Origin of the sequence: Aneurinibacillus soli (assembly GCF_002355375.1) — a bacterium.
Lineage (GTDB): Bacteria > Bacillota > Bacilli > Aneurinibacillales > Aneurinibacillaceae > Aneurinibacillus > Aneurinibacillus soli.
On sequence record NZ_AP017312.1, the window covers coordinates 844,177 to 859,928 of the forward strand.

The 15,752-nt window shown below is 49.2% G+C and carries 17 protein-coding genes; 16 read left to right on the plus strand and 1 reads right to left on the minus strand.

Annotated elements, in window-relative coordinates:
* The first annotated feature begins 15 nt into the window (after window positions 1-15).
* The 11 genes from bluB (at window position 16) to CB4_RS04315 (ending at window position 7,998) form a co-directional block, all read left to right on the plus strand.
* On the plus strand, window positions 16-657 hold the full coding sequence (bluB, locus tag CB4_RS04265) for a 5,6-dimethylbenzimidazole synthase (RefSeq protein WP_096463733.1): 642 nt from the start codon (window positions 16-18) through the stop codon (window positions 655-657).
* Complete coding sequence (cobO, locus tag CB4_RS04270) at window positions 657-1,205, plus strand: cob(I)yrinic acid a,c-diamide adenosyltransferase (protein WP_096463734.1); 549 nt, start codon at window positions 657-659, stop codon at window positions 1,203-1,205. Before bluB ends, cobO begins: the two co-directional genes overlap by 1 nt.
* Complete coding sequence (cobD, locus tag CB4_RS04275) at window positions 1,205-2,308, plus strand: threonine-phosphate decarboxylase CobD (RefSeq protein ID WP_096463735.1); 1,104 nt, start codon at window positions 1,205-1,207, stop codon at window positions 2,306-2,308. The genes cobO and cobD overlap by 1 nt, the downstream gene beginning before the upstream one ends.
* Window positions 2,305-2,853: a bifunctional adenosylcobinamide kinase/adenosylcobinamide-phosphate guanylyltransferase gene (gene cobU, locus CB4_RS04280; protein ID WP_096463736.1), complete on the plus strand. Its 549-nt coding sequence runs from the start codon at window positions 2,305-2,307 to the stop codon at window positions 2,851-2,853. The genes cobD and cobU overlap by 4 nt, the downstream gene beginning before the upstream one ends.
* Window positions 2,850-3,590, plus strand: a complete 741-nt coding sequence (cobS, locus tag CB4_RS04285) for an adenosylcobinamide-GDP ribazoletransferase (protein WP_096463737.1) — start codon at window positions 2,850-2,852, stop codon at window positions 3,588-3,590. Before cobU ends, cobS begins: the two co-directional genes overlap by 4 nt.
* Window positions 3,587-4,165, plus strand: coding sequence for a histidine phosphatase family protein (locus CB4_RS04290; RefSeq protein ID WP_096463738.1), 579 nt, complete (start codon window positions 3,587-3,589; stop codon window positions 4,163-4,165). The genes cobS and CB4_RS04290 overlap by 4 nt, the downstream gene beginning before the upstream one ends.
* A 59-nt stretch (window positions 4,166-4,224) precedes the next feature.
* The gene (locus CB4_RS04295) at window positions 4,225-5,094 is read left to right on the plus strand and encodes a GHMP family kinase ATP-binding protein (RefSeq protein WP_096463739.1); all 870 of its coding nucleotides are present in this window, start codon (window positions 4,225-4,227) and stop codon (window positions 5,092-5,094) included.
* Window positions 5,091-5,798: an adenosylcobinamide amidohydrolase gene (locus CB4_RS04300; RefSeq protein WP_096463740.1), complete on the plus strand. Its 708-nt coding sequence runs from the start codon at window positions 5,091-5,093 to the stop codon at window positions 5,796-5,798. The genes CB4_RS04295 and CB4_RS04300 overlap by 4 nt, the downstream gene beginning before the upstream one ends.
* 1 nt (window position 5,799) lies before the next feature.
* Window positions 5,800-6,762, plus strand: coding sequence for an adenosylcobinamide-phosphate synthase CbiB (gene cbiB, locus CB4_RS04305; RefSeq protein ID WP_096463741.1), 963 nt, complete (start codon window positions 5,800-5,802; stop codon window positions 6,760-6,762).
* 108 nt (window positions 6,763-6,870) lie between these two features.
* Window positions 6,871-7,638 carry a DUF4230 domain-containing protein gene (locus CB4_RS04310; protein ID WP_096463742.1) on the plus strand — a complete coding sequence of 256 codons (768 nt, stop codon included), beginning with the start codon at window positions 6,871-6,873 and terminating at the stop codon, window positions 7,636-7,638.
* 90 nt (window positions 7,639-7,728) lie between these two features.
* Window positions 7,729-7,998, plus strand: a complete 270-nt coding sequence (locus tag CB4_RS04315; RefSeq protein WP_096463743.1) for a helix-turn-helix domain-containing protein — start codon at window positions 7,729-7,731, stop codon at window positions 7,996-7,998.
* A 71-nt stretch (window positions 7,999-8,069) separates the two neighbouring features.
* Here the strand turns inward: CB4_RS04315 and cls are convergent, their stop codons facing one another.
* The gene (gene cls, locus CB4_RS04320; protein WP_096463744.1) at window positions 8,070-9,584 is read right to left on the minus strand and encodes a cardiolipin synthase; all 1,515 of its coding nucleotides are present in this window, start codon (window positions 9,582-9,584) and stop codon (window positions 8,070-8,072) included.
* Between the two features lie 71 nt (window positions 9,585-9,655).
* On the opposite strand from cls, the gene CB4_RS04325 reads away from it, so the two are divergent.
* From CB4_RS04325 to CB4_RS04345, 5 genes are all read left to right on the plus strand, one after another.
* Window positions 9,656-10,324, plus strand: coding sequence for a YigZ family protein (locus tag CB4_RS04325; RefSeq protein ID WP_096463745.1), 669 nt, complete (start codon window positions 9,656-9,658; stop codon window positions 10,322-10,324).
* 100 nt (window positions 10,325-10,424) lie between these two features.
* The gene (locus CB4_RS04330) at window positions 10,425-10,697 is read left to right on the plus strand and encodes a YciI family protein (protein ID WP_096463746.1); all 273 of its coding nucleotides are present in this window, start codon (window positions 10,425-10,427) and stop codon (window positions 10,695-10,697) included.
* A gap of 37 nt (window positions 10,698-10,734) precedes the next feature.
* The gene (locus CB4_RS04335) at window positions 10,735-11,673 is read left to right on the plus strand and encodes a 4-hydroxy-3-methylbut-2-enyl diphosphate reductase (RefSeq protein ID WP_096463747.1); all 939 of its coding nucleotides are present in this window, start codon (window positions 10,735-10,737) and stop codon (window positions 11,671-11,673) included.
* A gap of 209 nt (window positions 11,674-11,882) precedes the next feature.
* Window positions 11,883-15,356, plus strand: a complete 3,474-nt coding sequence (locus CB4_RS04340; RefSeq protein WP_096463748.1) for an S-layer homology domain-containing protein — start codon at window positions 11,883-11,885, stop codon at window positions 15,354-15,356.
* Between the two features lie 146 nt (window positions 15,357-15,502).
* Window positions 15,503-15,706, plus strand: a complete 204-nt coding sequence (locus CB4_RS04345; RefSeq protein ID WP_096463749.1) for a hypothetical protein — start codon at window positions 15,503-15,505, stop codon at window positions 15,704-15,706.
* Window positions 15,707-15,752: the final 46 nt, after the last annotated feature.

Consider the following 15,752-nt stretch of genomic DNA (forward strand, 5'->3'; position numbering starts at 1 on the left):
GAGGAGGGTGTGCAGATGTTTACAGAGAAAGAGAGAGACGCGATTTATAAGGTGATTGAGACACGCAGGGATGTACGGACATTCCGTTCGGACCCGCTGCCAGCCGATGCAGTGGAGCGCATTCTAGAAGCGGCGCATCACGGCCCGTCTGTTGGATTTATGCAACCATGGAGTTTTATTCTTATTACAGCGGATGAAATTAAGGCAAAACTTGCCTGGGCAGCAGATAAAGAACGGCGCGCGCTTGCGATTCATTACGAAGGAGAGCGGTCGGAAAAATTCATGAGTTTAAAAATTGAAGGCTTAAAAGAAGCACCGCTTACGATTTGTGTGACATGTGACCCGACAAGGGGTGGCTCGCATGTACTGGGCCGTAATTCTATTCCAGAAACAGATATCATGTCTGCATCATGTGCCATTCAAAACATGTGGCTTGCTTCTTGTGCAGAAGGCATCGCACTTGGCTGGGTCAGCTTCTACAAGAAAAATGATGTGCGAGATATTCTCAGCATCCCACCGCATGTCGAGCCGATCGCACTATTGTCGCTCGGGTACACCGATCATTATCCAACTGCTCCGATTTTGGAGACAGAGAAGTGGGGGAAACGCCGGGCGCTAGATGACTTGATTTATCGTGAGAAATGGGGCGAGAAATAATGGAGAAGCCGGATCAAAAACGTGGACTGACACTTGTATATACGGGTGATGGAAAAGGGAAAACAACCGCGGCGTTAGGACTTGCCGTCCGAGCTGCTGGACGTGGGAAGCGTGTGCTGGTCATTCAGTTTATTAAGTCTCCTGAACGGACATACGGAGAGAAAATCATGTTCGATAAAATCGGAATTGAGATTCATCAGAAAGGCAGCGGGTTCACCTGGTTGAAAACGCCGGAGGAACATCGGAGTGCGTTGACAGAAGCCTGGGTGTTTACAAAAGAGAAAGTGATGAGCGGCGAGTACGACGTTGTGATTCTCGATGAGTTAAATAATGCGCTGGCAATCCAGACGTTTCCGATTGATGATGTGCTGCCACTTGGTGAAGTGCTGGAGCTGATTGCAAATCGTCCGTATGGCATGCATCTTATTATTACTGGCAGAAGTGCACAGCCAGAGGTGGTGGAAGCAGCGGATCTTGTCACAGAGATGAAACCGGTGAAGCATTATTATGAGGAAGGCATTCCGGCTGTGCTGGGGATTGAGTTTTAATGGCGCATATTGAAACATTCGGGCATGGCGGCGATCTGCGAACCGCATCGGCTGCTTTTGGCGTGCCGGAGGATCAGTTGCTTGATTTTAGCGCGAATATTAATCCGTTGGGACCACCCCCTGATTTAATGAAAAGGCTTGTCCAGGATATGGGGCGTCTCGTGCATTACCCAGACCCGGCCCACCGAGGGCTGATCAAGGGGCTGGCGAAAAAGTACGGGGTGAGTGAGCGCATGCTGGCGGTGGGGAATGGTGCGGCGGAGTGCATGGCGCTTGTCCTGCTGGCGCTTGCGCCGCGAACTGTTGGGGTGATTTATCCGTCATTTGTCGAATATACCCAGCTTGCCCGCCAGTTCGGTGCGCGTGTCGTCAGTTGTACGGGAAGGGCGGAAGATGGATTCTTGCCGACTCTTCCTGAGCTGCACATGCTGATTAAGCAGGTGGACCTTGTCTTTATCGGACATCCGAACAATCCAACTGGCTTGATGTATGATGTTCAAATTTTGCGCAAGTTGGCTGCCTGGGCCGATGAATTCGGGACATATGTGGTCATTGATGAAGCATTTCTCGACTTTTTGCCGGAGAGTCAGCAGCCGACTCTTATCGGGGAGCTTGGGCGATATCCGCGCGTCATTCTTATTCGATCCATGACCAAGTTTTATGCGATTCCAGGGCTGCGGCTCGGATTTGCGGTGGCTGCCCCGGCGCTGATTCGCAAGCTGAAAGGAAAGCAGGTGCCATGGAGTGTGAATGCGCTTGCGCTTGCAGCGGGTGAGGTGTGCTGTGAGCAGAATGAATACGAGACGGCGACGCGTTTGCTGGTGGATACGGAGCGTGCATACTTGATTGGGCGCATTCGAGAATGGTTCGGCTGGCGTGTTTGGCCGGGCAAAGCGAATTTTCTGTTGATTCGTCTGCATAAAGAAATGACGGCAGATACGATGCAGCTTGCACTTGGCAAGCGGGGTATTATGATTCGCAGCTGTGCGATGTATCCGGGGCTGACACCGCATGATATTCGGATTGCGGTGCGCCTGCGAGAAGAAAATGATCGACTGCTAGAAGCATTCGGTGCGGTATTGGTTGAGGGAGGACAACTATGAGCATCATCATGGTAACCGGCGGAGTACGCTCTGGCAAGAGTGCGTTCGCGGAACAACTGGCAAGTGAGAATGGGACGTCCGTCCTCTATATTGCCACTGGAGTAAATACCGATATAGAAATGGAAGAACGGATTGCCCTGCACCGCGCACGTCGCCCAGAAGCATGGGGACTGCTGGAAACACCGCTGGACATTGTTAGTTCGGCAGGGGAGTATGAGAACTATGAGGCGGTTTTATTTGATTGCGTATCGACGTGGATAACCAATCAATTGCTTGCTGTTCCAGAAGAAGAATGGCGGGCCGAAGTGCATACGAATGATATTATCGCACAGGCGGACGCATGGCTTGAGAGGCTGCATGCTTACAAGGGATGCGCGATCCTTGTATCGAGTGAAACCGGACTTGGCGGGGTGGCGATGTCACGACTTGGACGGTGGTTTCAAGATGTACTTGGCACAGTGAATCAGCGGATTGCGATGCAAGCGGACGAGGTGTATGCCGTGCTTTCTGGCATTCCGCTTTGTCTTAAGGGGGAGCGGAGATGAATGCGCTGTTTCATGCGATCGCATTTTTGACCCGGCTTCCGGTTCCGCGCTTGAGTACAGAGACGAAGGACTGGGAGCGAAGCCCGGCCTTTTATCCGGTGGTTGGCTTGCTGCTCGGTCTCCTACTGGCTGCCTGGGGCTGGCTTATGCAGCAGATTTTCCCCGCGTCTCTTGCGGCTGTGTTGACCCTTATATTCTGGGTTTTTATCACAGGGGGTCTGCATCTGGACGGTTGGATGGACCTTGCGGATGGGCTTGGCAGCTGGCGTGATCGGGAAAAAATATTCGCGATTATGAAAGATAGCCGAGTTGGCGCGATGGGTGTGATTGCCGCGATTTTGCTGTTTATGGTGAAGGGTGTGGCATTGTATGAGATTGTGGCATCTGGCTGGATCACGATGCTGGTGCTGCCGCCGCTTCTTGCCCGGACGATGCTTGTCGCAGCGATCTGGTTCTGGCCCTATATAACCGAGAAAGGGCTTGGGAGCGGACTGCGTAGTGGGCTTACCCGGACCATTGTGGCAGCGGGACTGTGTGGAACGGCAGCGGTTGTCATCGGCGTATACCACTTGCCAGGTCTGCTCGTTGTAGGGATATCTATTATACTAGCGGTACTATTCACACAGCGCATTCATCGCAGGCTAGGTGGACTAACGGGAGATTGCTATGGCGCACTCGTGGAGTGGACAGAGGCGTGCGCCCTTGTCGCAGTAGTTGCCGCAGGGAGGTTGCTATGAAATGGATCTGGATGCGGCATGGCGAGACGAAAGAAAACCGGGAGCGCCGCTATCTCGGACATTATGACGCACCGCTTTCTGCATCTGGCAGACAGCAGGTGGAGGAAGCGGCAGCTCTTCTTGGTAGTGAGCAGATCACTCGTGTATACACAAGCGATCTGCTGCGCTGTGTAGAGACGGCAGCGATTATGACTGCTGCTAGACAAGTTGTCCCTGTGAAGATAAGAGAGCTGCGAGAACTGGACTTTGGACATTGGGATTGTAACACATACGAAGAAATTATGAACGATGACCCGGAACGAGCGAAAAGCTGGTATAATAACCCGTACACAACGGCCCCTCCTGGCGGTGAGACGCTCTCGATGCTCGGTGACCGTGTAGATCGCTTTCTACGTACGTTGTCTCTGGATATGCAAACGGATGAGACTGCTTTACTTGTTAGTCATGGCGGCCCCATTCGCTGGTTTCAGGCGGCCTGGATGACGGATAAGATAGAACCATTCTGGCAGATGCTCGGTGTTGCGCCTGCTGGTTTTTTCGCTGTGCGTTATAACGGAGATCGCTGGAGTAGATAAATCATAGACAAAGATAAAAAATAGAGAAGCCCGTATGAGGATAGGAAAAGGAGACAATCATGAAAGCTGCAACAGGGACTGCTTGCCATACATTTGGCGAATTATTGCAGGGACAGTATGATGGCGCGCCGTTCCTCGTTTCTCTGCCGATTCAAAGTTATGTCAGGGCGACATTTTATCCCGGGGGAGCGGGGGAACTCATCACATCGCCTCGCAAAATCAAAGTGCGCCGCATTTTGCGGCGGCTAATGAATGAATACGAGATTCCGTTCGAAGGGACACTGCTGCTTGAACAGTCTCTTCCTGAAGGAAAAGGATTTGCCACCAGCACAGCGGATATGGTTGCGGCTTGCCGCGCTGTATCGAAAGCGTATCGGCTTCATCTGTTGCCGCATCATATTTCATCGCTTCTTGTGCAGGTAGAGCCGACAGATGGCATCATGTACGACGAGGTTGTGGCGTACCGCCATCATCATGGAGAAGTGATGGCGTCGCTCGGTCAATTGCCGCCGCTTCGAATCATCGGTGTGGATCGGGGAGGCCGGATCGATACCGTATCATTCAATCGGCAGGCGCAGCCTTATACGGTACAAGAAGAAAAGGAGTATGAAGGACTGCTTTTGATGCTTCAGGAAGCGTTTCGTTCTGGAGACAGTGAGATGATTGGCTATGTGGCAACCAAAAGTGCGGATATGCATCAAAAACGATTGTTGCACCCTGATCTTGAGCGGATGAAAGAGCTATGCCGTGAAGTGGATGGGCTTGGTGTAACGATTGCCCACAGTGGAACATTGGCCGGAATCCTGCTTGATGCGTCTTCGACTGATTATATCAAGCAGGAGGAAAAGCTGTGCGAGCGAATGAAAGGATGGCACCGATCGCTGCATAAGTTTTCCGTTGCAAGAAGTCAGAAAGGGATACACGTATGAGTCAACCGTTTCGGAATAACACCTTTTACCGGTCTTCCATCTGGCCGGATCTTACTATTACGAATACAGATGAACATGTATTGGTACGCACAGTAGATCCGATGACTGTATTTAGCAACGCGCTCTGGCAGGGAGGGCTTACGCATGCGTCCCATTTTGTAAATTGGAAAGTGCCGCTTGATTACCGCTGTGCGGACCCGGTGGAGCTCATGCGCACCCAGATTAGTGCCTGGGGATATCCCGTAGGCCGCACGGTTGGGCTACAGACAGCGGCAAAACTAACCCATACGTCCATTCAGGAAGAAGCGGGGGATAAATACCGCCTCATTTGCTGTGTGACAGCAGGAACAGGCAATGCGTCTCGGTCTGGTAAAGCGCGTACTACCTTTCCGGCGTATGCCTGCGGAACGATTAACACGTTTGTACTCATTGACGCCAGCATGACTACGTCTGCCATGATTAATGCCATTATAACGGCGACAGAGGCCAAAGCAGCAGCTCTTCAGGATCTTGGGGTTACGGATGAAGATGGGGAGATTGCGACTGGTACCACAACGGATGCAGTCGTGCTTGCGTCAAGTCAGAATAAACGGTACGGTGATCCGCATCAGTTCGCCGGAGCAGCGACGACGATTGGCAATGCGATTGGTCGACTTGTGTATCAAGCTGTGCATGAAGCGGTTGCGACACAGGAGGAGGGCTAGCATGGAGCGGGCTTTTGTATTACTAGCCGCTTATATCATCGACCTTGTAGTGGGTGATCCGCGCTGGCTTACTCATCCGGTTGTCTATATGGGACGGGTGATCAAATGGTTAGAGGGCAACATCCGGCATGCTTTTCCCAGGGAGGAACAGTTGAAACGGGCCGGAATCTTTTTGCCGGTGCTGCTGGTCGGAGGAAGCTATTTATTCGTGTGGCTGTTGCTGAAAGCGCTGGCGTTCATTCATCCATGGCTAGCACTTGCAGTAGAAGCCTGGTTAATCTCTACGACTATTGCGACAAAAGGACTGGCACAGGCGGGCAGGGAGATTTACCAGCTATTGAAGCAGGGGGATCTGGAAGGAGCACGTCAGGCACTCTCGATGGTTGTCGGGCGGGACACGCAGTTTTTGAATGAGCGGGAAGTGTCGCGCGGTGCGGTAGAGACGGTAGCAGAGAATATCGTCGATGCGATTTTGTCCCCATTGTTTTATGCTGCGATTGGGGGGGCGCCACTGGCTATGGCGTATCGTGCAGCCAATACGCTTGATTCGATGGTCGGCTACAAAAATGATAAATATCGCAATCTTGGCTTTGCATCGGCCCGGTTCGATGACCTGGCCAACTACATCCCAGCCCGGCTTGCGGCGGTTGTGCTGACCGGAGTTAGCTGGATTATGCGTTACAACTCGCGCGGCTGTCGGGATATGATTCGGCGTGATGCGCGCCTGCACCCGAGCCCGAACAGTGGATTTACGGAAGCGGGTGTAGCCGGGGCGCTGGAGATTCAGCTTGGTGGCCTGAATTATTATCAGGGTGTTCCATCCGAACGGGCGAAGCTTGGTGATCCGGTGCGACCGATCGAGCCGGAGGATATTCGGCGTACGGTTAGTCTGATGCATGGCACCGCGTTTTTCTTTCTTATTTTTAGCTTGCTGATTGTACTGTTTGTCTCGCTTCTCGAATAAGTAGTATAATCCGGAAATTATGTCCAAAAAGTCGCTTCGCGGAAGCGACTTTTTTTTATGGGCAGCGTCCAATAGGGTAGGGAGTACAAGAGCGAGGGGGAGACAAATGTGAACAACAAAGAAGAGATCATTCGCCAGGTGAGAGAAACGGGAAGTGAGAATGGGAAGGCGACGGTATATCATTTGCCATACGGAGAGATCGAGCCGCAATCTGTCTCGAAGTCCGTGAGTACAAAACCGAAAAAGAAAATGTGGCTATTCCGTGTTCCGGGAGCACGCATGTGGAAAAACATGCGTCGCTTTCTAGTAGTAGCAGTAGCCGGGGTACTGCTTGTGGCAGGTGGTATAGTAGTTGGAAACAAATGGATCAGTACGCCGGATATGAACAGGCAAACGGTGATTGAAGAGGTGCGAGAACTTTCGTATCTGACGACCGCAGAAGCAGTGGTCACCACTACCCTTACAGGCGAAGATGCCTACAAGTTTTATGACATGGAGCTTCCAGGAACGAAACGAGTGGTACATATGGATGTTCCGGCCAAATTGCTTGTTGGTATTAACTTGAAGCAATTAACCGCAAATGATATATCCATCGATCAGATAAATAAGCAGATTACGATTATTCTGCCGCACGCCGGGTTTTTGCAGGAGCCAAACATTGACATGGATAAGGTGAAGCTGTTCTCTGAATCCGGTATGTTCCGTCGGGATTTATCGCCTTCGGAGCAGCAGGAGTTGCTTGTGCAAGCACGCGGCAAGTTGGAGCAGGAAGCAGCCGAGAGTGGCGTGATTCAGACGGCGGAAGATCGAGCGGTACGGGTATTGCAGCAGATCTATAAGCCGGTCGGCTATCACGTGAACGTGGCCTTTCAATAATAAACTCTTGAAATTCAGCCATCACATACGAAATAATAGAAGAAGAGAGAAACCGGGATTTTGCAAGTGAAGTGAAGTGAGGTGAAATGTATGGAGATGAACGATCTGTTTACGCTGGGACTTGATCCGTTTGAGTTTATGATTTATATGTTCCTCATTCAATTCGGTCCGCAGTGGGATTGTGGAATCTTTCCGTCAATCCGACAAATTGCAGCTGTATGCAACATGAATAAGAATACAGTCGAGCGAAAGATAAAAAGCCTCGAAGAAAAGCAGCTCATTAAAATACACAAATACCAGAATAAAAACTGTTATGAGTTTTTAACTGTGGCGCAGCCGATGGTGTTGCAGAAAAGCTAAGAAACAAAGAAAAACAAGGCTAGGGAAAATACCGGCGGCCAGCCGAAATCTTCCCGGGCCTTGTTTTCTTTTCATAGAAGAGGAGACAGCAGACGGGCGACCGACTCAAGTACTCGATGATGCCACGGTCGCCTCTGATAGTCATCTAAGGTCAATTCTTTGCTGTCTTCGAGATCGTCGAAGAAATCGGCCTCTAGCTTGGCGACGGAACTGCTGTTATACAAAATGGCATTCACTTCAAAATTATGCTGGAAGCTGCGAATGTCCATATTAGCCGTGCCAATCGATGCAACCAGCCCGTCAACAAGTAAAATCTTGGCGTGAACAAATCCGGGCTGATACAGATAGAATCGTACTCCCGCTTCAAGAAGCTCCTGGAAATACGAGCGGGACGCCCAGAAAACGGTTTGATGGTCGGGTCGGCTCGGGAGCAAAATTCGTACATCCAGACCGCTTAACGCAGCCGTTTTGAGCGCCATTGTAATCGAGTCATCCGGCACAAAGTACGGGGAGGTGATGTAGATTTTCTCCTGGGCGGTAGCGATAATCGAAAAATACATCTGCCAGATCAGCTCCCAGTCCGAATCCGGCCCGCTTGCAGCAATCTGGATAATCTCTTCTCCCTCGATCTCCCCGAGCGGTGGGAAGTAGCGATCGCTGTTCACACTTTTGTCGGTTATGAAAAACCAGTCCTTCAAAAAGATGTTCTGAAGCAGATATACAGCTTCTCCTTCGAGCTGGACATGAGAGTCTCGCCAGAAGCCAAAACGTGTGTCTTTGCCTAAGTATTCGTCTCCGATGTTCAGTCCGCCGACAAAGCCAATTTTACCGTCTACGATTACAATTTTGCGGTGGTTACGGTAGTTAAGCTTATTGTTTAAGAACGGAAGAATTACCGGGAAGAAGGCCGCAACCTCTACCCCTGCTTCCCGCAGTTCAGCAATATAGGCTCGATCAAGCCGCACACTTCCGACACCATCATAAATCACGCGCACCTTTACACCTTGTCGTGCTTTGTCCATCAACACTTGCTTGAATTGTTGGCCGGTAGCATCATGACGGATGATGTAGAATTGGAAGTGAATGTGATCCTTCGCCTTTGACATGTCAGTAAGGATCTGCCGGAATGTCTCATCCCCGTTCGTCAGAATGCGGGAGACATTGTGAACGGTAAAAGGCGATTGGGATACATTCGTCATCAAATTCAGCAAACGACGCTTGGAGGCGAGATGCGGATACATCCAGAAATCGCTTTCTTTAAGCAGGGGGCGTGGACGAGTCTCAAGCTTCTTTAAGACGTCCGCGTTGCTGATAAATTTATGACGAAATAGCTTCCGTTTGCGTACATTGCGCCCGATCAAGACATACAAAATAAAGCCAACAATCGGTAGGAAGTTCAGGATAATGAGCCAGGCGACTGTGCGTGATGGATTGCGGTTCTCCAGCACAATGAGAAAAGCAATCAAAAACACAGACAGGGAAAAAAGAAAGGTAAGATACGGCTCGATGATTCCCCAGAAAGAAGCAGCCGGATGGACGGATGTGGCTGCTAGTTCAAGAGCCGGGCTAGAAAAGTTCCATGTCATCGTACACCAACCTTGTATGTTATTATGGTTTATTATATAGAGAAAGTCATCGGGAAGAAAGGAAGTTAACGATGCTCAAACGTTATTTGACGGTTCGGCCTGAAGGAGAGACAGAAATTGAGATCAAGCGTTCACGGTTTATTAGCTATGTGAAGCGGGTGGAGACACCGGAAGAAGCTGTGACATTCATTCAGGGAATTAAGAAAAAGCACTGGGATGCGACGCATAACTGCTCGGCATATATCGTAGGCGAGCACGATCAGCATCAGAAAATGGATGATGACGGTGAGCCGAGCGGTACGGCAGGCAAGCCGATTCTGGAAGTGATTAAGAAAAAAGGACTAAAGGATACAGCCATTGTCGTGACCCGTTATTTTGGTGGCGTCAAGCTTGGGGCAGGCGGTTTAATCCGCGCTTACGGCAAATCGGCCAGCGCAGGAGTTCGAGCAACCGGCGTAGTGGAGCGAGTTCTTACACGCGGCCATCATTTTGCCTTTGATTATACACATTGGGGTAAGGTGGAGAATGAGTTAAATGCGCATGGCTATCAGATTTTGAATGTTGAATACCTGGATCGGGTGACCGTGACAGTAGGAGAAGAAGAAGGAAAGGAAGAGCCGCTTACGAACTTGATGATCAATCTGACAAGCGGGCAGGTCGAGTGGACACCGGGAGACCTGGCATATATCGAGCGTTTGCAGGAAGCAGAAGATGATATTGATTTGGAAGAAGATGAATAACAGCAGGACAAACTAGCTAATGGAACAATACTCGCATTCGTTATGGCGGTTGGTATAATAGACGAGGATATATACTTTAATAGCGAAAGGACGAAGCCATATGCATTATGTAGCATTTTTACCGATTATCGACCAGGAGAAAAATAAGGAGCATCGCCCGGCTCATCTTGCACATATTAATGATCTGTTCAAGCAAGGGAAAGTAATGGCAGCAGGCCCGTTCACAGATGGAAAAGGCGGTCTTGTGATCTATATTGCAGATACGTACGAAGAAGCATTGGAGCTGGCTGAGAAAGATCCAGCTGTAACATCAGGCGCACGCACACTTGAGTTGCGAGAATGGGGCGCACTGAATTTGCCGCTTGAAGGATAAGGAGCGGTGCACTGCTTTGGTGTGAGGAGGGATACAAATGGAAGTAATCAAAATTTCACCGCGCGGCTATTGTTATGGTGTTGTCGATGCGATGGTGCTTGCGCAGCAGACAGCCAAAAACTTTGATCTGCCGCGCCCGATTTACATTCTTGGCATGATCGTACACAATCGCCACGTTGTACACGCGTTTGATGATATGGAAATTATTACACTAGATGGACCGGATCGCATGGAGATGCTGGAACAGGTTGAGAAGGGAACCGTCATTTTTACTGCGCACGGCGTTTCCCCGCAGGTGAAGGAGCGGGCACGAGCGAAGGGGCTGACGGTAGTGGATGCGACCTGTCCGGATGTTACTAAAACGCACGACTTGATCCGTGAGAAAACGGCAGAGGGTTATCATGTGATCTACATCGGTAAGAAAGGGCACCCGGAGCCAGAGGGAGCGCTCGGTGTAGCGCCTGGATTGGTGCATCTTATTGAGAAAGAAGAAGATGTGGACAGGCTGGAGCTTGATGATGAGAAGCTGATTGTGACGAATCAGACGACGATGAGTCAGTGGGATATTCGCCATGTTATGAATAAGGTGATTGCCCGTTATCCAGCGTGTGAAGTGCATAACGAAATCTGCCTGGCGACGCAGGTACGCCAGGAAGCGGTTGCTGAGCAGGCAGGGGAAGCAGATTTACTTATCGTAGTCGGTGATCCACGCAGTAATAATTCCAACCGCCTGGCACAGGTGTCAATGGATATCGCGGGCACACAGGCGTATCGCATTGGTGACATAAGCGAACTCGATATTGAATGGCTGAAGGGTAAGCAAAAAGTCGCGGTGACGGCAGGAGCTTCTACGCCAACACCATTGACGAAAGAAGTGATTCGATTTCTGGAGCAGTTCGATGAAACGAAACCAGAGACATGGGAGAAGAAGCGGACCGTGAATCCACAAAAAATGCTTCCGACTTATAAGGGATAGCATGAATAAGGCAGGCAGACCATAAAGGTCTGTCTGTTTTTTTGTGGTAGATACATAAAAGAACATCCTGTTCAACACAAAAAAAATTTGAAAATACAATAGACAAACAATGTTTGCATTACATTTAATAGGGTTTGTTCAGAATTTGTTCAGTGGCTTTTGATATTATATAGAATTGTACATTAGTTCTTACAAAAGGGGATTATTTAATGGCAAAAATCAAATCCATTTATGCAGTGTTTCTTTCGTTTCTTTTCGTCTTTTCAACGTGTATAGGGGGTTTACCTACGAATCTTGTGTATGCAAGTTCGTCTTGGGATTCAGTAGGCACTGCGGGTTTCTCAGCTGGTGGTATTTCCGACACTTCGCTTGCGATTGCCCCGGATGGAACGCCATACGTAGCGTATGTGGATGAGAAGAACAGTAAGAAACCCACGGTCATGAAGTTGAACGGATCAAGTTGGGAGGCAGTAGGCACTGCGGCTGTCTCAGATGTTGTAGCTATGAAAACTTCGCTTGCGATTGCTCCGGATGGAACGCCATACGTAGCGTATGTGGATGAGTTTAACAGTTATAAAGCCACGGTCATGAAGTTTAACAAATCAAGTTGGGAGAAAGTAGGCGATGCGGGTTTCTCAGCCGGTTTTGCTGACTACACTTCGCTTGCGATTGATAAGAAAGGAACGCCATACGTAGCGTATCAGGATATTGTGAACGGTTCTAAAGCCACGGTCATGAAGTTTAATGGATTAAGTTGGGAGAAAGTAGGCGATGTGGGTTTCTCAGCCGCTGTAGCTCACTATACTTCGCTTGCGATTGCTCCGGATGGAACGCCATACGTAGCGTATCAGGATAATGGGAACAGTGCTAAAGCCACGGTCATGAAGTTTAACGGGTCAAGTTGGGTGCCAGTAGACTCTGCGGGTTTCTCAGCCGGTGAAGCTAAGTACACTTCGCTTGCGATTGATAAGTATGGAATGCCATACGTAGCGTATCAGGATGGTGGGAACCGTTCTAAAGCCACGGTCATGAAGTTTAACGGATTAAGTTGGGTGCCAGTAGGCGATGTGGGTTTCTCAGCCGGTCAAGTTTTCGAAACTTCGCTTGCGATTGATAAGGAAGGAACGCCATACGTAGCATATAGGGATGTTGGGAACCGTTCTAAAGCCACGGTCATGAAGTTTAACGGATCAAGTTGGGTGCCAGTAGGCGATGTGGGTTTCTCAGCCGATGTAGCTGTGTACCCTTCGCTTGCGATTGATAAGGAAGGAACGTCATACGTAGCGTATATGGATGTTGGGAACAGTGCTAAAGCCACGGTTATGAAGTTTGTTCCTCCTGTAGCGGTTACAAGCGTGGCGTTGAATAAAAATACATTGACACTGACAGCGGGAGGAGCAACGGGAAGTCTAACAGCTACGGTAAGTCCAGATAATGCGACAAATAAGAAGGTAACCTGGAGCAGCAGTAACTCAACTGTAGCAACCGTAGATGCAAATGGAGTCGTGACGCCAAAAGCAGCGGGAACATCCACGATTACGGTTACGACAGAAGATGGCAACCAAATCGCAACATGTGTGGTTACGGTACAAGCAGCTCTTAGCGATCTTACGGTAAGTGAAGGAGCGTTACAGCCTGCTTTCTCGACGACACAGGATACGTATTCCGTTGATGTAACAAATGATGTGACATCGATTACCGTAGCTGCTACGGCAGCGGACCCGCAGTACAAAGTTTTCATCAAGGGAAATGAGACTACATCGGATACAATTACTCTTGATGTAGGAGCGAATACGATTCCAGTAAAAGTGGTAGCGCCAAATGATGCCGAAGAGAAGACAGCAAAGACGTATACGATTACGGCCAATCGAGGAAGTGTACCGGTATCGGGTGTCGCATTGGATTCATCAACATTGAGTCTAACAGCAGGAGGCAATACGGCAACGCTGACGGCGACGGTGAATCCAGACAATGCGACAAACAAAAAGGTAACCTGGAGCAGCAGTAACTCAACGGTAGCAACCGTAGATGCGAATGGAGTCGTGACGCCAAAAGCAGCGGGAACATCCACGATTACGGTTACGACAGAAGACGGAAACAAAACCGCAACATGTGCGGTTACGGTACAGGATGAGATAGGGGTAACGAGTGTCACGCTAGATAAGACGACAGTGAGCCTGACAGCAGGAGGAAGCCCAGCTACACTGAAGGCTACGGTAAATCCAGACAATGCGACAAACAAAAAGATAACCTGGAGCAGCAGTAACCCAACGGTAGCAACCGTAGATGCGAATGGAGTCGTGACGCCAAAAGCAGCGGGAACATCTACAATTACGGTTACGACAGAAGATGGCAACAAAACAGCAATATGTGCGGTTACGGTACAGGCAGCATCTTCCGGTGGCAGTAGCGGAGGAGGCGGTGGTGGAAGTCGAGACACGTCTTCTTCTACTAATACGCGGACCTCTTCCGTTCTAGTTGGTGAGAATGAAAAAGGAAAACAGGCAGCGAGTGTAGAGATCATCCGAACCGTTACAGCCGACGGGAAAAAGAGTGATACCGTTACTCTGGATGCCAAAAAAGCAGCCGAAGCGATTGCCAAAGCGACAGGCACCATGAATATGGTAACGCTCCCGATCCCTGACCTGAAGGGAAATGAAGCGCAGGAAATCGTAGCGAATGTACAGAAAGAGGCATTGGCTACCATGGCAGACAAAGGATTCTCTGCCCAGGTTGTGACAGATAAAGCGACGATTGAGCTTCCGAAAGAAACGGTGTCGTCTCTCAGTAAAAAAGACGTATATATGAAAATCGAGCCGGTAACGAAAGAAAACGAGATTCAACAAACCAAAACATTGCTGAGTGTACAGGCGAAGGATGGTAGTGTAATCGGAACTTCGTTACACATCGAGACAAACTTCTTGGGTCGTACGAAAATCACACTCCCATTAACGGGAATGAACATTCCGACAGATGCGAAGAAACAGGAAGATTTCCTCCAATCACTTGGCGTCTTTATTGAGCATAGTGATGGGGAGAAAAAAGTCGACAAAGGCGAAATTCAATATGACGAGAAGCACAATCCGATCGGTCTCTCTATTTGGGTAGATAAATTCAGTACGTTCACACTTGTCAATCTGCCGAAAACAAAAGTTCCGGTATTCACCGACATTCAAGGTCATTGGGCCCAATCACATATTCAGCAGCTTGTACAAAGCGGAGCGGTTAGCGGCTATCCAGATGGAACGTTTAAACCAAACAAGACGATTACGCGCGCTGAGTTTGTAGCGATGGTTGTCAAAGCATTTGGCTTACAGCCGAAAGAGAATATGGATATTGCTTTTACCGATACGAAAAACCACTGGGCAAAAGCTGCGATCGAAACAGCGTATGCGAATGGCATCATCAATGGCTACAACGCGACCACGTTTGGAGCAGATGACACGATTACGCGTGAACAAATGGCAGTTATCCTGACGAACATCAAGAAGAACGGTACAGAAGGAAAACAGCTGTCATTTAAAGATGCAACGTCGATCTCTGCATGGGCACAGAAAGCGGTGAGCCGAGCTGTGGAAGAAGGAATCATTATGGGTTATCCCGATCAAACGTTCAAGCCGAATAAAACGGCGACAAGAGCGGAAGCCGTAACGATGATTCACAACGCTTTAACTATGAAATAAGAAAGTAACAGGAAGCCAGACATATTCCCTTAAAGGGTAGTATGTCTGTTTTTTTTGTTTTAATAATTTTCAAAAAATACTTGCTGTACTATGACAGAAGTGTTATGATACAGATAATAAGAAAACGGATATGGAGGGATTTTGTTATGATACAGAACCATGTAGGTCGCCAATATTGCCTGTCGCGTGAAATGAAATCGTTTGTCGTAGAGGAAATGGACCGTCTGTTCTTCGCCTGTCGTTATGAAGGTTCGAATGAAGGCTTTGTGATTGAGAAAGATGCATTCCACCGTCAGGTACAGCGTGGTCGTATTGTAGCAGGTCCAGTTGACACGGCACTCGCGATTTAAGTAGGAACACGGCGTCAGTCTACCGCATAGGATACAGAGAAAAAGG